Origin of the sequence: Shouchella patagoniensis, assembly GCF_002019705.1 — a bacterium.
Taxonomy (GTDB): Bacteria; Bacillota; Bacilli; order Bacillales; family Bacillaceae_D; genus Shouchella; species Shouchella patagoniensis.
In genome coordinates this window covers 3908069-3927683 of record NZ_KV917377.1, presented here as the reverse complement: position 1 = coordinate 3927683, position 19615 = coordinate 3908069, and the positions used below count along the sequence as shown (strand labels likewise).

18 protein-coding genes, 1 pseudogene and 1 riboswitch are annotated in these 19615 nt (G+C 42.6%); of the genes and pseudogenes, 2 read left to right on the top strand and 17 right to left on the bottom strand.

Annotation, left to right across the window (positions count from 1 at the left end; translation table 11 throughout):
- Nucleotides 1-3: 3 nt before the first annotated feature.
- From purN to purE, 10 genes are read right to left on the bottom strand one after another with little or no spacing between them, the layout of a single operon-like run.
- Entirely contained in the window at nucleotides 4-585 is a 582-nt protein-coding gene (purN, locus tag BK584_RS20325; RefSeq protein ID WP_078394276.1) for a phosphoribosylglycinamide formyltransferase, read from the bottom strand.
- Nucleotides 582-1619 carry a phosphoribosylformylglycinamidine cyclo-ligase gene (gene purM, locus BK584_RS20320; RefSeq protein WP_078394275.1) on the bottom strand — a complete coding sequence of 346 codons (1038 nt, stop codon included), beginning with the start codon at nucleotides 1617-1619 and terminating at the stop codon, nucleotides 582-584. Before purM ends, purN begins: the two co-directional genes overlap by 4 nt.
- Before the next feature lie 25 nt (nucleotides 1620-1644).
- Complete coding sequence (gene purF, locus BK584_RS20315) at nucleotides 1645-3057, bottom strand: amidophosphoribosyltransferase (RefSeq protein WP_078394274.1); 1413 nt, start codon at nucleotides 3055-3057, stop codon at nucleotides 1645-1647.
- Complete coding sequence (purL, locus tag BK584_RS20310) at nucleotides 3033-5255, bottom strand: phosphoribosylformylglycinamidine synthase subunit PurL (protein WP_078394273.1); 2223 nt, start codon at nucleotides 5253-5255, stop codon at nucleotides 3033-3035. The genes purF and purL overlap by 25 nt, the downstream gene beginning before the upstream one ends.
- On the bottom strand, nucleotides 5239-5922 hold the full coding sequence (gene purQ, locus BK584_RS20305) for a phosphoribosylformylglycinamidine synthase subunit PurQ (protein WP_078394272.1): 684 nt from the start codon (nucleotides 5920-5922) through the stop codon (nucleotides 5239-5241). Before purQ ends, purL begins: the two co-directional genes overlap by 17 nt.
- Complete coding sequence (purS, locus tag BK584_RS20300) at nucleotides 5919-6170, bottom strand: phosphoribosylformylglycinamidine synthase subunit PurS (protein ID WP_078394271.1); 252 nt, start codon at nucleotides 6168-6170, stop codon at nucleotides 5919-5921. The genes purQ and purS overlap by 4 nt, the downstream gene beginning before the upstream one ends.
- A 55-nt stretch (nucleotides 6171-6225) precedes the next feature.
- On the bottom strand, nucleotides 6226-6936 hold the full coding sequence (gene purC, locus BK584_RS20295; RefSeq protein ID WP_078394270.1) for a phosphoribosylaminoimidazolesuccinocarboxamide synthase: 711 nt from the start codon (nucleotides 6934-6936) through the stop codon (nucleotides 6226-6228).
- A 22-nt stretch (nucleotides 6937-6958) separates the two neighbouring features.
- Entirely contained in the window at nucleotides 6959-8260 is a 1302-nt protein-coding gene (gene purB / locus BK584_RS20290) for an adenylosuccinate lyase (RefSeq protein WP_078394269.1), read from the bottom strand.
- Between the two features lie 21 nt (nucleotides 8261-8281).
- On the bottom strand, nucleotides 8282-9412 hold the full coding sequence (purK, locus tag BK584_RS20285) for a 5-(carboxyamino)imidazole ribonucleotide synthase (protein ID WP_078394268.1): 1131 nt from the start codon (nucleotides 9410-9412) through the stop codon (nucleotides 8282-8284).
- Nucleotides 9409-9900, bottom strand: coding sequence for a 5-(carboxyamino)imidazole ribonucleotide mutase (purE, locus tag BK584_RS20280; protein ID WP_078394267.1), 492 nt, complete (start codon nucleotides 9898-9900; stop codon nucleotides 9409-9411). Before purE ends, purK begins: the two co-directional genes overlap by 4 nt.
- A 168-nt stretch (nucleotides 9901-10068) precedes the next feature.
- Nucleotides 10069-10170, bottom strand: a riboswitch (purine riboswitch).
- Nucleotides 10171-10348: 178 nt separating this feature from the next.
- Between purE and BK584_RS20275 the strand changes: the two genes are divergently transcribed.
- Together BK584_RS20275 and BK584_RS20270 are read left to right on the top strand one after the other, a co-directional pair.
- Nucleotides 10349-11086, top strand: a complete 738-nt coding sequence (locus BK584_RS20275) for a CPBP family glutamic-type intramembrane protease (RefSeq protein ID WP_078394266.1) — start codon at nucleotides 10349-10351, stop codon at nucleotides 11084-11086.
- A 172-nt stretch (nucleotides 11087-11258) separates the two neighbouring features.
- A pseudogene (locus tag BK584_RS20270) lies at nucleotides 11259-12582 on the top strand (IS3 family transposase).
- A gap of 62 nt (nucleotides 12583-12644) precedes the next feature.
- Here the strand turns inward: BK584_RS20270 and BK584_RS20265 are convergent.
- The 7 genes from BK584_RS20265 to BK584_RS20235 all read right to left on the bottom strand — a co-directional run bounded on the left by BK584_RS20265 (nucleotide 12645) and on the right by BK584_RS20235 (nucleotide 19615).
- Nucleotides 12645-13478 (bottom strand): ATP-binding cassette domain-containing protein, encoded by an 834-nt coding sequence (locus BK584_RS20265; protein ID WP_218970348.1) that lies wholly within the window; start codon nucleotides 13476-13478, stop codon nucleotides 12645-12647.
- A complete protein-coding gene (locus BK584_RS20260) occupies nucleotides 13478-14503 on the bottom strand; it encodes an ABC transporter ATP-binding protein (RefSeq protein ID WP_169871413.1) in 1026 nt (341 codons plus the stop codon). The genes BK584_RS20265 and BK584_RS20260 overlap by 1 nt, the downstream gene beginning before the upstream one ends.
- Nucleotides 14504-14524: 21 nt before the next feature.
- Nucleotides 14525-15427 (bottom strand): ABC transporter permease, encoded by a 903-nt coding sequence (locus tag BK584_RS20255; RefSeq protein WP_169871411.1) that lies wholly within the window; start codon nucleotides 15425-15427, stop codon nucleotides 14525-14527.
- 27 nt (nucleotides 15428-15454) lie between these two features.
- Complete coding sequence (locus BK584_RS20250; protein ID WP_078394262.1) at nucleotides 15455-16408, bottom strand: ABC transporter permease; 954 nt, start codon at nucleotides 16406-16408, stop codon at nucleotides 15455-15457.
- A gap of 15 nt (nucleotides 16409-16423) precedes the next feature.
- Nucleotides 16424-18025, bottom strand: coding sequence for an ABC transporter substrate-binding protein (locus BK584_RS20245; protein ID WP_169871409.1), 1602 nt, complete (start codon nucleotides 18023-18025; stop codon nucleotides 16424-16426).
- 188 nt (nucleotides 18026-18213) lie between these two features.
- Nucleotides 18214-18420 carry an NETI motif-containing protein gene (locus tag BK584_RS20240; protein ID WP_054709582.1) on the bottom strand — a complete coding sequence of 69 codons (207 nt, stop codon included), beginning with the start codon at nucleotides 18418-18420 and terminating at the stop codon, nucleotides 18214-18216.
- A gap of 523 nt (nucleotides 18421-18943) precedes the next feature.
- Nucleotides 18944-19615, bottom strand: a complete 672-nt coding sequence (locus BK584_RS20235) for a response regulator (RefSeq protein WP_078394260.1) — start codon at nucleotides 19613-19615, stop codon at nucleotides 18944-18946.

Genomic DNA, 19615 nt, shown 5'->3' with positions numbered 1-19615 from the left:
TGCTTATGATTCCTCCCCTAATTTCTCATGTAACAGTTGATTCACAACAGTTGGGTATAATTTGTGTTCCACAGCTTGAATTTTCTTCGCTAACGTTTCATGCGTCTCTCCTTCTACAAGTGGCACTTCACGTTGAGCAATGATTGGACCTGTATCCATACCAGCATCAACATAGTGAATTGTCACACCCGTGACCGTTACGTCCGCTTGAAGCGCTTGACCAATCGCATCAAGACCTGGAAATGACGGCAATAGCGATGGATGAATGTTGATAATTTTCCCTTCATACGCCGAAAGGAGCACAGGACCAATTAATCGCATATAACCGGCCAGCACAACGAGGTCTACTTCTTCGCTTTGTAAACGAGAGACAAGTTCTTGTTCATACTCCGCTTTGTTTTGAAACGAAGTGGGACGAATCGCTACGGTCTTGACACCAAGTGCCTGTGCTTTAGCAAGGACCGGTGCGCTAGGTTTATCGCTAATGACAAGCGCCACTTCACCACTTAGTTCTCCAGCTTGGGCAGAACGGATTAGCACCTCGGCATTTGACCCTGTTCCTGATGCAAATAGCGCGAGCTTCATGTGTCGATGCCTCCGATAACCATACCGGGAAGACTCGTCACTCGTCCAATAATAAACGCTTTTTCTCCGTTCTCTTCGAGCAACGCAATCGCTTCCTGATGGTTTGCTTCGGGTACAGCAAGGACCATACCAATTCCCATGTTAAATGTAGAAAATAGGTCACGCTCAGAAATGTCACCTTTTTCTTGAATAAATGGGAAAATCGCTGGTACTGGCCATGAACCATTATCGATTTCGGCTCCGACTCCCTTAGGCAGCATGCGTGGAATATTCTCATAGAATCCGCCCCCCGTCACATGAGCCGCACCTGAAATAAGACCTTTTCTCATGCAAGCAAGTAATGGTTTCACATAAATTCTCGTCGGTGTTAACAATTCTTCACCAAGTGTTTTTCCAAGCTGTTCGATTGGTTCATCAAGGTCTAAACCAGCATCTTGAAGAAGCACTTTACGAACAAGTGAAAAACCATTGGAATGGAGACCACTGGAAGACAAACCAATAAGCACATCACCAGCTTCAATTGAAACACCTGTAAGGAGTTCACTTTTTTCAACTGCCCCCACGGAAAAACCAGCCAGGTCATATTCATTCTCACCGTACATTCCAGGCATTTCCGCTGTTTCCCCGCCAACTAAAGCGCAACCTGCTTGTGTACAGCCATCTGCCACACCCTTTACAATGGCTTCAATCTTCTCTGGAACGGCTTTGCCGCATGCAAGGTAGTCTAAAAAGAAAAGTGGTTCTGCTCCTTGAACAACAATATCGTTTACGCACATCGCCACAACATCTTGGCCAATCGTATCATGACGATCCGCCATAAAAGCAAGCATGAGCTTTGTACCTACACCATCCGTTCCTGACACGAGCACTGGCTCTTTTAATCCAAGCGAAGATAAATCAAAATTGCCACCAAATCCACCAAGCCCACCTAAGACGCCTTGACATTTGGTTCGTTCCACATGCTGTTTCATCCGTTCTACTGCTTCATAGCCTGCTTCAATATCAACGCCAGCTTCTCTATATGCATTTGACACGAGTGCTCATCCTCCAATTCGTTGCTTAAACTTTTGCGTGCGGGTGCACGGTATCCGCGTAAATTTCCGTTGGGTATTCGCCTGTAAAGCAAGCCAAGCACTGGCCGCAATTATGCATCGCTTCTGAACGTCCAATCCCTGTTTTCAACCCTGCTGTTGTAAGAAAAGCAAGAGAGTCAGCGCCCATGATGTCACGCATTTCGTCAATTGAATGGTTTGATGCAATTAATTCCGACGTCGTTGATGTATCAATTCCGTAAAAACACGGGTTTTTAATCGGCGGCGAGGAAATGCGCACATGTACTTCAGTCGCCCCGGCCTCACGCAGCATATTCACTATACGACGACTTGTTGTGCCCCGCACAATCGAATCGTCGATCATAACAACACGTTTCCCTTCAACAACTCCACGTACAGGAGACAGCTTCATCTTTACCCCTTGTTCACGCAACTCCTGTGATGGCTGGATAAAGGTCCTACCTACATAACGGTTTTTTATCATTCCTAATTCATACGGAATACCTGCTTGTTCCGCATAGCCGATCGCCGCAGAAATGCTAGAGTCAGGCACACCGGTCACCACATCGGCTTCGATAGGAGCTTCAATAGCAAGTTGTTTCCCTAAACTCTTTCTCGCTGTATGAACATTAATCAAATCAACGTTTGAATCAGGACGAGCAAAATACACATACTCCATACTACAAATCGCCCGGTTGCCCGGAGAAACAAACCGTTCGCTGCGAAGTCCTGTATCATCGATGATAATTAGCTCACCTGGCATGACTTCACGCTCAAATTCGGCACCGATAATATCAAACGCACACGTCTCAGACGCAACAACGTAAGCATCGCCTAGGCGTCCAATCGATAGTGGTCTTAAACCATTTGGATCTAAAGCAACCATAAGTTGATGTTCGTTCATCACAACAAATGCGTATGCACCCTTTAACGAAGATAACGCATTTTTCATTTGCTCTTCTAGCGTATAATAGCCGCTCCGTTTAATTAGATGAGCCAGCACTTCCGTATCCGATGTTGATTGAAAAATCGATCCTTGCGCTTCAAGCTGATGTTTCAAATGATTGGCGTTCACCAGATTTCCGTTATGAGCAACAGCTAGACCACCTTTTTGTGAGTTGAAGAAAAGCGGTTGAACATTTGCGTATCCTCCGCCTCCTGCTGTTGCATAGCGTACGTGACCGATCGCTCCTTTACCATGTAGCCCCTTTAACACATCTGGGTTAAAGACATCGTTAACGAGACCAAGCCCTTTATGGGCGGAGAGCTTCTCACCGTCTGATACAACGATGCCTGCCCCCTCTTGCCCCCGATGCTGAAGGCTATGAAGCCCATAATACGTTATTTGCGCCGCGTCCTTATGGCCCCAGACGCCAAACACACCACATTCTTCGTTTAACCCTTTGATTTCAGCAAACATGGAATAGCCCCTTTCCAGGCTGTGACTAATTCATCTTGGCTTGCATCGATGACCGTTTCTCCATTTGTGCGAATTGTTAGTGTTGCATCTTCCGTAACCGTTCCTACTGCTTTAGCATCTTCTACTAATTGCTCAAACGCTTGTTTTTGTTCTCTTTTTACAGTTACAACAAAGCGGGATTGGCTTTCTGCAAACAGCTCTGAAGCACTTAAGTTTAAGTCAATATCTGCACCATGCGTCCCGTCCATCATTTTTTCTGCGAATGCAACAGCTAGTCCGCCCTCTGCTACATCGTGGGCAGAAGCAACTAGCCCGTTTTGAATTGCTTGGAGTAGTGCTTTTTGACGTTTCTTTTCAAAGGCTAAATCAATTTCCGGCGCTTTACCAGACAATTTCCCAACGAGCATTTTTTGCAATTCACTACCACTAAATTCAGGTTTTGTTTCGCCAATGACGTAAATAACATCTCCTGCAGCTTTAAACGCTTGCGTCGTGATATGATCAACATCCTCAATCAAACCAACCATCCCAATGACTGGCGTTGGATAAACCGCTCCACCAGAACGCTCATTGTAAAGTGAAACATTTCCACCAATGACTGGCGTTTCAAGCTCACGGCAAGCCTCGCTTAACCCGTCTGTTGATTTCTCTAACTGCCAAAAGATTTCCGGACGTTCCGGGTTTCCATAGTTTAAGCAATCGGTAACGCCAAGCGGCTTTGCTCCAGAGCAAACAATATTTCGTGCCGCTTCGGCAATGGCAATCTTCCCTCCTACTTCTGGATCCAAGTAGAGATAACGGGAATTACAATCCGTTGTCATCGCAAGCGCCTTGCGCGTATCACGAATGCGAATCACAGCCGCGTCAGAACCTGGTGATACAACCGTATTCGTCTGCACCATGTAATCGTATTGTCCATAAACCCATTCTTTGCTTGCAATTGTCGGCTGGGATAGAAGCTTCATTAATGTTTCTGTCGCATTTGTCAAAACAGGTGCGTACGGTGCTTCTGTTTGAAACGCTTCATAGTATGCTGGCACACGTGATGGCTTATGATAAACAGGTGCATCTTCTGCAAGGGCATCAACTGGCACGTCAGCTACAATGTCACCTTTATGTGTTAAACGCAACCTTGAATCATCCGTTACAACCCCTACTTCAACTGCATGTAAGTCCCACCGTTCAAAAATAGCTTTAATTTCTGATTCACGGCCTTTTTCGACAACTAACAGCATTCGTTCTTGGGACTCGGACAACATCATTTCATACGGAGTCATACCCGCTTCACGCTGAGGCACAAGATCAAGATCCATTTCGATTCCAGAACCTGCTTTACTCGCCATTTCTGCCGAAGAAGAAGTAAGTCCTGCTGCTCCCATATCTTGAATCCCAATTAACGCGTCACATTTTACAACTTCTAGGCATGCTTCAAGAAGCAACTTTTCCATAAATGGGTCGCCTACTTGGACTGCTGGACGTTTTTCATCGGAAGATTCGCTCAGTTCTTCTGAGGCAAAGGTTGCGCCATGGATGCCATCTCGGCCAGTGCTTGCGCCAACATACATCACTGTATTTCCTACGCCTTTTGCTTGTCCTTTTTGAATGTCTTTATGATCAATTAAGCCAACACACATCGCGTTCACGAGCGGATTTGCTTCATAACAAGGATCGAATTGCACTTCACCACCAACGGTTGGTACACCAATGCAATTTCCGTAACCGGCAATTCCTGCCACAACTTCTTCAAACAAGTAACGTACTTTCGGAGAATCAAGTTCGCCAAAACGAAGCGAGTTAAGCAATGCGACTGGACGAGCGCCCATTGAAAACACATCACGCAAAATTCCCCCAACACCAGTAGCTGCCCCTTGATAAGGCTCAATCGCCGATGGATGGTTATGGCTTTCGATCTTAAAGACTACGGCTTGTTCATCTTTAATGTCAATAATGCCAGCACCCTCTCCAGGTCCTTGCAGCACATTCTCTCCATCAACAGGGAACTTCTTTAATAACACTTTTGAATTTTTGTAGCTGCAATGCTCAGACCACATTACTGAAAACAAACCCGTTTCTGTAAAATTCAATGGACGACCAACAATGCGTTCAGCAAGTTCAAACTCTTCGTCTGTTAAACCCATTTCCGTATACAATTTTTCCTTTTTAATTGTTTCTGCACTTGGCTCAAGAAGTAGCGACATGAGATTCCCTCCAGTTGCGTAAAATCGATGTAAATACAGCTAGCCCTTGGTCATTTCCAAGCAACGCTTCAACGGCGCGCTCTGGATGAGGCATCATGCCAAGCACGTTACCTTTCTCATTCATAATGCCTGCGATATCTTGTTTTGATCCGTTCACATGTTCATTGTATCTGAAGACAATTTGATTGTTTTCTTCTAATCTAGCAAGCATTTCTTCGTCTACTTCATAGTTTCCTTCACCATGGGCAACAGGGATTAGAATCGTTTCGCCTTGTTCATATCCTGTTGTGAACAGCGTTTCATTGTTCTCAACAACAAGCTCTACCGTCCGGCAAATAAATTTCAAGTCGATGTTTCGCTTCATCGCTCCTGGCAAAAGCCCCGCCTCCAGCAAAACTTGGAAACCGTTGCACACGCCAAGAACTGGCTTTCCTGACTCTGCTGCGTCTATCACCGCAGGCATAATTGGTGCAAATCTAGCAATGGCACCAGAACGAAGATAATCACCATGCGAAAAGCCACCTGGGAGAAGCACACCGTCATAGCCATCAAGCGACGTTTCCGTATGAAATACATACTCCACTTGCTCACCTAAACCGTCTTTAATCGCGTAGTACATATCCGCGTCACAGTTAGAACCTGGAAAGACAATTACTGCAAACTTCATGACGGGATAACCTCCTCCACATCGAAGCGATAGTCTTCAATGACCGTGTTGGCAAGAAGCTTCTCGCACATTTCTTTCACACGTGTTTCCAAATTATCGACATTTTCTAGTTGTAGCTCTAAATATTTGCCGATACGTACGTCCATTACTTCGTTGTAATCCATCGTGTGAAGTGCTCCTTTGACTGCTACACCTTGTGGATCAAGCACACTTTCCCTAAGCGTTACATAGACTTTGACTTTATACATGGTTAAAAAAGCCCCCTAGACGAATTTAATAACTTACTAGATATCAATCGTGTCATTACTGCTCTGTAAATCGATTCAAGATTTCTTGGTAGCCTTCTTGCAAGTTTCCAAGATTACGGCGAAACAAATCTTTGTCGAATCGTTGATTGGTTTCCTTATCCCACAATCGGCACGTATCAGGCGATATTTCATCTGCTAACAGCAAATTACCTTCTTGTGTACGGCCAAACTCTAATTTAAAATCAATTAACTTCACACCAATTGTGTGGAACAATTCAATTAACTGTTCATTCACGTCATGAGCCCTTTTTTTCAATTGTTCGACTTCCCCTGATGTTGCTAACCCCAAAATGCCAATGTGGTCCTCGGTAACCAATGGGTCACCGAGGGCATCGTCTTTGTAATAAAATTCTACAAGGGGCGTAGCGAGTGTTGTGCCTTCATTTATGCCAAGGCGTTTCGCCATACTTCCAGCAACAATGTTGCGCACAACTACTTCAAGAGGCACAATCTCAACTTGTTTGATAAGCTGCTCTGTGTCAGATAATCTCCGTACAAAGTGAGACGGAATGCCTTTTTCAGAAAGGGAGCCAAAGATAAGGGAGGAAATTTCATTGTTTAATCTCGCCTTACCAACAAGGGTGTCTTTCTTTTCGCCATTAAAAGCTGTTGCTTCGTCCTTGTACTCGACCCACAACACTCCGTCTTCGTCTGTGCGATAGATTCGTTTTGCTTTGCCTTCATAAAGCAATTCCTCTTTTACCATCGTTGCTTCAGCCCCTTATGGATCATTCGTTGTTTAAGCCTAGACGTGTAAAGATCGTATCAACATGTTTCATATGATGTTCATAGTTAAAGCATTCATCGATTTCACTAGAAGATAATACTTCCGTAATTCGTGATTCTGCTTCAACAAGGTCACGGAACTGAACGCCTTCTTCCCACGCTTGCGTCGCTTTTGGTTGCACAAGATCGTAAGCTTCTTCACGCGCCATGCCTTTGTCAATCAAACTCAAAAGCACACGTTGTGAGTAAATCAATCCATATGTGCGCGTCATGTTTCGTTTCATGTTTTCTGGAAATACGGTTAAGTTTTTCACGATATTGCCAAACCGGTTTAACATGTAATTGAGCGTGATTGTTGCGTCAGGAAGAATGACACGCTCTGCTGAAGAATGGGAAATATCCCGTTCATGCCAGAGGACCACATTGTCATACGCGGTGTTCATGTAGCCACGAACAAGGCGAGCGAGGCCAGTCATGTTCTCTGAACCAATTGGATTGCGCTTATGAGGCATCGCTGAAGATCCTTTTTGCCCTTTTGCAAAGAATTCCTCTACTTCGCGAAGCTCACTTTTTTGCAAACCGCGAATCTCAACAGCAAATTTTTCAATTGACGTTGCGATTAGCGCAAGACTAGCCATATATTCAGCATGACGGTCACGCTGCAAGGTTTGCGTAGAAATCGGTGCCGCTTGCAAGCCAAGTTTGTCGCAGACGATTTGTTCAACGCGAGGGTCGATATTCGCATAGGTGCCAACCGCTCCTGACAATTTCCCAAAACGAACGCCTTCTGCCGCATGTTCAAACCGCTCAATATTACGCTTCATCTCTTCATACCAAAGACCAAGCTTTAGTCCAAATGTCGTCGGCTCTGCATGGACACCATGTGTACGTCCCATCATAATCGTATATTTATGTTCCTGTGCTTTTGTTTTAATAATTTCAAGAAAACGATTTAAGTCGTCTGCTAAAATTGCATTTGCTTGTTTAAGCAAGTAAGACAGTGCGGTATCAACAACATCTGTTGACGTCAGCCCGTAATGAACCCATTTCCGTTCTTCACCAAGCGTTTCGGACACTGCCCGTGTAAACGCAACAACGTCATGGCGTGTTTCTGCTTCAATTTCCAAAATCCGATCGACGTTAAAACTTGCATTCGCACGAATTTTAGCCACGTCTTCAGTCGGAATTTCACCAAGTTCTGCCCATGCTTCACAAGCGACTATTTCTACTTCCAACCACGCGTTATAGCGGTTCTCTTCTGTCCAAATCGCACCCATTTCCGGGCGTGTGTACCGTTCAATCATCTTTTTGTTCCTCCAAAAGCGTTAATGTAGTGTTGTTTGCATCCACAACTTTTCAAGCACATTGATACATGCATCAGTATGGCGTCCTAGCACAGTCAAATGGCCCATTTTCCGTTTGTGTTTTGCATCTTTCTTTCCATATAAGTGTAGCGAAACCGGACCAAGCTTATCAAGTCGATCGAAGAGCGGTTCTATGTCCTCGCCAAGAATATTTTCCATCACCGCAGGAGAAAGGAGTGTTGTAGAACCAAGCGGTAATCCACATACTGCACGGATCTGCTGTTCAAATTGGGATGTCATACAAGCTTCTATTGTATAATGCCCTGAATTATGCGGTCTAGGGGCTAGTTCATTGACAAGAAGTGAACCGTCTTGTTTCACAAACATTTCAACGGCAAGCGTTCCAATGACATCTAAGCCTTCTGCTAGTTTTTCCGCAAGTTCAATTGCTGCTTCTTCCGTTTCTTTATTTATTCTTGCTGGCACAACCGTCCGGTACAGAATATTGTCTTTGTGTTCATTTTCTGCAACTGGAAATGTTTTCATTTCACCAGTGCGTGATTTTGTCACAATTACGGAGATTTCGCGTTCAAACGGGATTAGTGCTTCGATAACCAACTCCCCGTGTCGTAACAGAGACGCAACTGCTTCTGTTAGCTCACTTTTTGACCGGACAACCATTTGACCTTTGCCATCATACCCGCCCCGGCACGTTTTTATTACCGCAGGTAGCCCAACTGCATCAAACGCTGGCTCCACATCTAATTCCGTATAAATTGCAGCAAAAGGAGCGACAGGCACGCCTAGTTCTGAAATGGCTTGTTTTTCTTTTAACCGGTGCTGTGACATACCAAGTACCTTGAAGCCTTGTGGGAAATCACTTACTTCGGTTAACTGCTTGGACGCCTCTTCATCGATGTTTTCAAACTCATAAGTGATCACGTCGCTTAGCGAGGCAAGCTGTTTACATGCTTCAATATCGTCGTAAGCAGCTGTTATGACATAATCTGCAACCTGTGTACACGGTGCATCTTCTGTCGGATCAAGCACAGCAATTCTGTACCCCATTTGCCTAGCCGACAATGCCATCATCCGCCCCAATTGTCCGCCGCCGATAATACCAATTGTACTGCCCGGCTTCACTTGAGTCATAGCAGATCACCACTGCTTTCTAACACTGATTTTTTTGTTTGTTCACGTCTCTTTGCCAAGCGGTCGCGCACTTCTTTATTGTTTGTGCCTACAATTTGTGCGGCAAGAAGTCCCGCATTCGTTGCTCCAGCTTTACCAATTGCAACCGTTGCAACTGGCACCCCACCAGGCATTTGAACAATGGACAGTAATGAATCAAGCCCTTTTAACGCTCTTGATTCAACTGGAACACCAATCACAGGAAGGATGGTTTTAGCAGCTACCATGCCTGGAAGGTGAGCGGCGCCTCCAGCTCCAGCAATAATCGTACGTAGCCCACGCTCTTCGGCTTGTTCTGCGTATTCAAACATCAAATCTGGCGTACGATGGGCGGATACAACCTTTTTCTCATAAGGCACGTGCAATTCTTCAAGCACTTCGCATGTATGCTTCATTGTTTCCCAATCAGATGTACTTCCCATAATGACGCCAACGATTGGTTCTGTCATGAAAATCCCCCGCTTTTATGTTGATAAAATGCTTGCAGACAACTCATGTTTCTCTTTTTTTTTTCATATGCTTAGCCAAGCAGTAATTAAATCAAACACAAAAAAACACAACCAGGCAATCCATCAAAATGAGAGAAAGGTTGTGCCGTGCCCAAAAAGCCTCTTTCTAGGCTTTTTACCTTCCCTCATAGTCCGGCAATTTACGGTCACCAGGTAGAAACGTTCGGGCCATATTCCCGATATTATATGAGGATGATATTCGCTTTTATCTCGTTATTTCTCTTTTAGTTTACGCATGATTGCGGTTAGTGTCAACATAGAGTCGAACATTAAAATGAAAGTTTTTTTTATCGTTCGTATTTTAACCGTTGAAACCAATTATGTTCGATGTGCATATGCTATTGGTAAAACGCCTATTTCATTTTCACTATTAGAAGGAGGTAGCGTCATGAGCGCTTTTGAACAACGAAAAAAACGCCTCTATTTATTTATTGTATTTGGATTTGCCTGGGGATTGCTCGCTATCACACTCGCCGCTCCACATGTACCTGGTTTCTATTTAGCTGGTTTTATCGCTATAGCTCCTCTTCTCGCAGCATATCCTCTTCAAATAACAAACTATGATCAGTCGTTCCTTGCACATGTCTTTGTGTTATCGCGCCCTAATAATTGGTGGATCGTAGCTGTATTAGTACCGTTTCTATTTTCGTTCATTTTATTGTCTACCTATTCACTAACCGCTCATCCACTTGTTTTTAATCCATTTGTTTGGGTCATCGTTTTCGCGGTAGCTCTCTTTCAAGAAATTGGTTGGCGTGGTTTTTTACAACGAGAACTAAGTAGACTTTTGTTTTGGAAGTCCTCTCTTGTTATCGGCATCATAAGCGCGTGTTGGCATATACCGATTGCGTTAATCTTATTTGATACGAGCGACACTTTACTAATGATGCTTGTTGTTTATTTTGTCTTAGCAGCAGCTCCACTTGCATTCATAGTTGGGGCAACGAAATCCGTGTTTCCATCTACATTCATGCAGACAGGACTCTTTATCCTATTATTGCTGACAACAGGCTATTACCAAGCAGTGGTCGTTTTCTTTGCTTTGCTCATTATGTTAAATGGTGTTGTGATGCTTTTAAATGCAGTTTTTCCTTCTAAGTTTACTAACACCTTTAAGTTAAAATGATGCGTTTTCTTATTTCCTTTGCTGAACAGTAAAAAAAGCACCTGACTCGTCTTACTGAACTGTAACCTGAAAAATGGACACTTTAAAAAAGTCCATTTTTCGGGTTTTTCGTGTTCTTTTTTACAACAGACCCGTTATAATCAAATCAAATGAGAAGAACGGGGAATGAAAAATGAGTAAACGAATTTTTACGGCCTTTGAACAACAACAGTTAGAGAGTCATCCATCTGTTCATCATGTTTCTGATCGTTCAATTAGTTATTCAGCCGATTTTAAGGGGAAAGCTGTTCGAGAAAATCTTTCAGGAAAAGGACCAACGGCTATTTTTCTCGATCAAGAATTTGATTTAGAGGTCATAGGTTCTGATAAACCTAAAGAATGTTTAAAACGATGAGATCGATCTATAAGAGCTATGGAGAAGAGGGATTTTATACTGAGCGTCGGGGGAAGGGGAGCACAGGGCGTCCTTCTTCAAAAGTCTTAACGGCAGAAGAAAAATTAAAAAAAGCGGAAGCGCGTATAGCCCTCTTAGAGATGGAGAATGATTTTCTAAAAAAGCTCGACGAACTAGAAAGGCAGGCGAAGAAGAAGCATTAACTCTATCAGAGTCGTTTCAGTTAATTGAACAAACCATTAGAAAATACCAGCTTAAAGGAATGGTCACCTTTCTTTGTGAAATGGCAGGAGTAAAACGTACAAGCTACTACGCGTGGTTATCATCTGAAGACAAGCGTATTCAACGTGAGCAATGTGATGAAGCAGATTACAAACTTCTTAATACCCTTTACGAACAAGGAAAGAAAAAAGATGGTGGACGTCAATTAAAGATGAAATTAGAGCATGATTATGGAGTAACGATGAACCTAAAGAAAATTTTCCGTCTAACCCGGAAGTTTCATATTCAAGCCACCATCCGTAGAAAAAATCCTTATAAACAATTGGCTAAAGCAACCCAAGAACACAAAACGTGTACAAACCTTGTTAATCGAAAGTTTGTTCAACTACCAGGTGCCGTCTTACTGACAGATATTACGTACTTATATTTGGCTGATAGAACAAAGGTCTATTTCTCATGTGTCAAAGACGGAACAACACGAGAAATAGTTGCGCATTATTTATCTACATCCTTAGGAATGAGCATTGTCTATAAGACTCTCCAGCGGTTAAAAGACGCTTCGGACGGACATCTTCTCCCTGGTGCACTCCTTCATTCGGATCAAGGCTTTCATTACACACATCCTGTGTACCAAAAACGGGTAAAAAAACTTGGATTGACACAATCCATGTCTCGCAGAGGGAACTGCCTAGATAATGCATCAATGGAATCCTTCTTCGGACTTTTCAAAGATCACGTACAAGCCAAAGCGTGCAGGACGTTGTTTGAACTGAAAAGCAAAGTCGAAGACTTTATTGACTATTACAATTCTGATCGTTATCAATGGGGATTAAAAAGAATGACCCCGGAACAATACCGAGGTCATTTACTAGCTGCATAAAGGTTTTTTTAACTGTCTATTAAAAAGGGTACAGTTCATACAAACCAGGTGCCTCTTTTAGATTAAGCACTATACACGTCTTTTTTTACCTCACCCAAATGCCCATCAAGTGTCAGGATTGAACCTAATAAGTTTCGAGTCACTCCATGTTTTGGTTTTGTAAATAAGTCTCTTGTATCCCCAGACTCTACAATTCTACCCTTTTTCATAACCGCGATACGCTCACAGAAATAAGCAACCAAATCTAAATTATGAGCAATAAACAAGTAGGTTAGCTTGTAATCATGTTGCAATTCTTGTAACAGCTCAATAATTTGTGCCTTAACTGAAACATCCAAGGCTGACACCGGTTCGTCTAATACTAAGAAAGCAGGCTTTAAAACAAGCGCTCGAGCGATCCCTGCCCGTTGACGCTGACCACCAGATAATTCATGCGGGTACCTTTCTGCAAAATCTTTTCGCAAACCCACACGTTCTAACATCTCACAAACAGCTTTCTCTCCTTCTAACTTACTGTTTAAAACACCTAAACGCAGCAGTGGAGTCAAAATTTCTGTTCCAATTGTTTTTCTTGGATTAAATGCCGATCCAGAATCTTGAAATACGATTTGCACTTGTTTACGTAAGTTCCTCATCTCTAAGCGAGATATGCCTACTATCTCTTCTCCTTTAAACTTTATAGAACCTGAAGATGGCTCAACTAAGCGAAGAAGCATTCTTCCAACAGTTGTTTTGCCTGATCCTGACTCCCCGATTAGCCCAAAAGTCTCGCCTTGATTAATGTAAAATGATACGTCATTTACAGCTTTCATCGCGTCCCGAGAGCGAAACAACGCTCGTTCCTTTCCGTACTGTTTACTCAAGTGTTCGACTTGAATTAATGGTTTATCATTCATCATTTGGCCTCCTTTATTAAGATACATCGAGCTTCATGGGGAATGGCTGTGTTTTGATCAATGTCCATACTAGGTTCAACCTCGAAGCAGCTTTTCTCTGCCTTAAAACACCTTGGAGCAAAGCGGCACCCCTGTTGAGGTATAGCAAGATTTGGTGGTTCTCCAGCTATTTGATGAAGCATGCTTTTTGTTTTATCTTTATCAAAAATCCAATCTAATGTTGGAATACATGCAAGTAACCCTTGCGTGTATGGGTGTTTTGGCTGAAACATCACATCAGAAACCACCCCTTGTTCCACAACTTGCCCTGCGTACATCACTGCAACTTTATCAGCTATTTTTGCAACAACTCCAAAATCATGTGTAATCATTAAGACAGCTGTACCAAACTCACGATTGATTTTCTGAAGTAGCTCTAGCACTTGCAATTGAACAGTCGGATCAAGCGCCGATGTGGGCTCATCGGCAATAATTAAATCTGGCTCACAAGCAAGCGACATTGCAATGACGGCTCGTTGCCTTTGGCCGCCACTAAGCTGATGTGCATATGCATGATACACTTGGTTCGGATCTTCAATTCCCATCTCGTAAAGCAAGTCCCTCGCCCGTTCACGTGCCTGTTTTTTTAATAAACTGGTTTTTGCCCTTATAACCTCAACAAGTTGGCTTCCAATCGTGTAAGAAGGATCCAAAGAGGTCATTGCATTTTGAGCAATTAACGAAACTCGTTTTCCTTTAATTGTTTTCATCTCCCTCTGCGATAGATGAAGCAACTGTTTGCCAAATGCATTAATTGTCCCTTTATAACTTGAAAGCAATTCTTTTGGGATTAATTGTAGGATCGAATGAATTGTCATCGATTTCCCTGAACCAGACTCCCCTACAATTGCTACTATTTCTCCCTTTTTGATTGATAGAGTAACGTCTTTTAATACCTGTACATTTCCATCAACCGTTTTAATTTCCGTTGTAAGTTCATTAACTTCCAAAAGCGTTTGATTTCTTCTAGCTGTTAATGCTGACAAAAGGCACACCCCTCCCATAGGTTAAGCTGCTTTTTGAATTGCTTTTTCCCTACCGCGTTTTCTAGGTTTTTGTTTTACTCTCGGATCAATTGCATCTCTTAAGCCATCACCTACTAAACTAAACGCAAAGGAAAGAAGAATAATTGCTAATCCCGGTATGAAGGTGATGTGTGGGTATCCTTGCATTAACAGCACACTGCCTTCACTTGCCATCCTTCCCCAATCAGGATTTGGTGGTTGAACGCCTAATCCAATGAAACTTAAACCGGCAACTGTAACGATCGTTACTCCTGCAAGTGTCGTAGCATACACAATTAATGATGGCAATACATTCGGAATGAGTTGCCGAAAAAGAATTTCTCCATCTTTCATTCCAAATGCTCTTGCCGCCTCAATATACTCCTTCTCGCTCTCTTGCATCGTATCTGTGTAGACCACTCTGGTCATATAAGGAATACGGACAATTACCATTGCAATCATGACATTTAATAATCCTGGTCCAAGTATCGCAGCTATTGCAATCGCTAATAGAACTGCTGGAAAAGCAAAAAATACATCCATCACTCTCATTAAACAAGTTCCAATCCAGCCTTTGTAATACCCCGCCACAACCCCAATCAATAAACTAATGAATGCCGAAATGAAAACCGGCACAATCGCTGATAAAAGAGAGACCTGTGTACCAAATACGATCCTACTTAATAAGTCGCGTCCTTGCTGGTCTGTCCCAAGTACATGACCGTCAGAGCCTGGAGGTAACAATCTAGTACTGCCTTCCGGCACAACATTAGGATCATATGGAGCAAAAACACTGGGAAAAAGAGCAAAGACGACGGCAAAAGCGATAATGATTGTACCTACAAGTGCTTGCTTATTCTGGAAATACTTTTGAATACTACGTTTTCCTTGACCTCTTGCACGCATGAACATCCATCCCCTTCTCCCTATAAATCACAGTGAATCCCTTAATTTAGGACTGAGCGCTACATTTAAAATATCGACTAACGCATTTATACACACCACAGATATCGCAATAAGCAAGATACCACCTTGAATCATCGCATAATCATTAGACGTAATGGCAACGTAAAGCTGCTGCCCGATCCCCGGCCAATTAAACACGACTTCACTAAACAACGCTCCCCCTAGGATGTAGCCCACTTGTAACCCTGCGATATTGATTATAGGTGGTAAGGAATTTCGCAATGCATGCCTTATATTTATTTTCCGATCAGCTATTCCAAATGAATGAAAATAATGAATATAATCCTTTTGCAACGTCTCTAACATTGTATTTCTCGAGAGTCGAGCAATAACGGCAATTGATACCGTAGCAGTCGCGAATGCTGGTAAAACTAGATGACTTACTAGATCAAATAATCCACCAGGGTTACGCATATTGTACATGCCACCTACAGGAAACAAATTTATTTGAATTGAGAATACCCACATAAGCATCAGCGCGATCCAAAACACAGGGATACTTGCACCAATCATGGCAATCGCCATGCTTACTTTATCAAATAAACGACCATTCTTGATTGCACTTAAAGCGCCTAAAAACACGCCGACAACGATACAAATAAATAGGGAAGCTGCTGTCAAAATAAGCGTATTTATGAAACGTGGGAGTAATTCCGAGGCGATATCCGCGCTCAACGTATAAGAAAAGCCTAGATCGCCTTGAAGAATGTTGATTAACCAAGATCCATATTGGCTTAGAATCGAATCATTAAGCCCCATTTCTTCACGTAAAGCATCAATCGCTTCAGGCGTAGCATCTGCTCCAAGAATACTTTGTGCTGGATCGCCTGGTATCAATTTTGCTAACAAAAACACAACAATTGTGACACCAATCAAAACAGGAATCATTGAGAGGAGACGTCCCGTAACGTACTTAATCATTCACTCAACTCCAATCTATTGATCGATTGATACAATCGATAAGTCATACCATTCTTCGGATGGAATAATAAAGTTCTGAACACGTGGATGTACAACGTAAGGAGCTGTATCGTTTAACACTGGAATAAAGGCTGCGTCTTCCATAATCAATTGCTCTGCTTCCGCCCACAAACGCAAAGATTCCACATGGTTTTCTTCAAAAGATGCAGCATTTAAGACCTGATCCACCTCACCATTTATATATTTACCAGAATTAAACCCTCCTGGAGCACTAAAGCTTGAATGGGCAACCATCGCTAACCAAAATGGAGAGGTTCGACCTGAGGACATTTGATTCATACCCACCTGCTCTTCCATTCCGTTACTAAAGCCAGCAAAATAACTAATCCATTCAGAAGAATCGATTGTTGCTTCAATACCAACGGACGCCAGGTCTCGCTGAATCCACTCCATGATATCTACAGGAACTAATTGTCCTGATCCATCAATTGATGTTTTAATGGTTGTTTCAAATCCATTTTCATACCCCGCTTCTTTTAATAGCGACTTTGCTTTCTCTGGATTATATTCATACCAACGCCTACTAGAGTCATAGCCTGCGTGTCCCCTCGTCTGCATCGTATAAGCTGGGGTCACACTCCCACGCAGTAACTCCTCTGCAATACCTTCACGATCAATCGCGTAATTCATTGCTTGTCGTACTCTCTTATCTTGCATAATCGGATTATCGAAATTGAAATTCATATACCAAACATGTGGAGGTTTACCGGACACGACATTCCATCCGTCTTCTTCAAAGTTAGCAAGCGAATCAGCTGGAGGAACAGCAATGATATCAACTTCATCGTTGCGAATAGCAAGCGCCCGGCTCGCAGGGTCCGATAATGGCCTGAATATTACTCTATCTAGTTGGGCAGGATCACCCCAATATCTGTCGTTTTTGATTATATTAATGTTTTCGCCACGGTTTCGTTCTTCAAATCGAAATGGACCTGTCCCAGTCGGGTGGTTCGCTAAGCCTTCATTTCCATAGGTTTCTATTGCTGTTGGACTCACAATTTGCAAGGAATTACTTAACGCTAATAACCGTGGAAACTCCCTAAATGGTTCACTTAAGTGAATCTTAATAGTTGAATCGTCAATCACTTCTGATGATTCAAAGTAAAGCCAAGTTCGAAAACTACGACTAGCCCCCGTTTGGTAGTAATAATCAAACGATGGGTCCGTCAAGCGTTTAATATTAAACTGCACCGCATCTGCATTAAAAGGTGTACCATCGTGAAATTGAACTTGCTCACGTAAAGCAAACGTATACGTCTTCCCGTCTTCTGACACCTCCCATGATTCAGCAAGTCCAGGTATTAGTTCAGGTATTGGGGCTGCTTCCGATGATTTCGTTAAGTCTTGCGCCACTAACGTCTCATACATTTGATGGTTAATTCGCATTGTAACCCACCCATTACCAGCATGAGGATCGAGGACATCTGCCTCTGATTCAATTCCAATAATGAGTGTGTCTTCCTCACTTGTCCCTAATGTGACTTCTTGATCTGAAACAGCACAACCACTTGCAAATAGGGTGAGGCTTATCACCATAAGAAACTGTTTGTACGACAATTCACACCCTCCAGTTTTTATATTTATAAGATTCCATTTATTTAGTTTGTTGTCATTCAGCATAAACGAACATGATAACCAAGACTACTTAACTGTGAGCATATATAACAATCTTTATTTATCAAATCACAACGTTAAAGCAATACTTAATAGAAAAAAAGGCGAAGCATCTCGCTTGCTTCGCCTTTTCACACTTGTTGATTCGTATCTTCCTTTAATACCCCTTCAAACACAATTCGCTGTTTTAACCACACTGGTTCTTTTTTCCCTTGTTGCTCAAAGACCGGCTTTTCCATTCTTCTCGTAGGTCTGTATCCTTCCCGGTCCATCCGTGCTAGACAGTCGCCAATCTCTTCATGGTCACCAACTTCAAACGTTTGTTTTCTTGGTTTCACTCATATCCCTGCTTTCTCTAACCAAAATCCTCATTCAACGATCTCTCACAGCTATTTTACCATAGAGATACCCCAAACCGTTTAAAACGATGTAAACAGGGAAAGATATTAACAAACTGTTTAAAAAACGAGATACGCGATGAGAAACATAATAAAAATAGCAAGTGCCTTTATTGGAGTTCTTGTAGGTGCTGGATTTGCGTCAGGTCAAGAGCAGTATGGAGATTATCGCGGGACTCGAAATGCCCTCCGGCATCGAACATCCCGCCAGGACGATAAAGAGACCAAGAGCGAGAATCCACGTTTGTTTCACACATATACACTCCCTTCACATCATTCTTCTTATCTTACTTTGAAACTCCAACGGATGTAATCGCTTACAACTTAACGTTCATTTTGACTTATTTGTTTATTTTGTTCATAAAGTTCACAAGATAATGGGCTTTGCAAAACAAAAAGAGCCAAGTACTTGGCTCTCCATTCCTAGCTTTATCGTTTGCGGGTTTGATTAATAAGAAGGTTATTAAACAACCCAATATTTCCGTTCCGGTCTACCTACGATTCCATATTCAAGTTCCGCCTTTGCTTCGCCAATCGAAATTAAATATTCCAAGTATCTTCTAGAAGTCGTTCGAGAAGCACCAAACATTCTCCCCATCGCTTCGGCAGTTATACCTTCCACTTGCTCATTAAGCAGTGTCCGTACTTTTTGTAACGTGAGCTGGTCAATTCCTTTAGGCAAATTCGCATCCTCACTAAGACGCTTGTTCGATTTTTGGAAAAATTGGTCCGCCACTGATTGATCAATTGGTTCCTTTTCTTTTAACCACGCGCTTAGTTTTTCTACTTTACTAACTGCAGATTGTAGACGCTCAAACGCAATTGGTTTCACAAGAAAATCCGCAACCCCATGTTGTAGAGCGCTCCTAAAAATCTCTTTTTCTGTGGCTGCAGTAATTAAGATTACTTGCATTGTAGGACAACTTTGTTGGAGCTCAATCAACGTGTCCGTTCCTAACTGGTCTGGTAAATAAACGTCAAGTAACAGAAGATCTGGCTGATGCTTTTTTGCTAAGGCAACCGTTTCCTTTGCCGTTTGCGCTTTAGCGACGACTTGAATGTTATTTATCTTTTTCAAAAATTGTTCATGAATTTCTGCGACGCGATAATCATCTTCAGCAATCATAACGTTCAT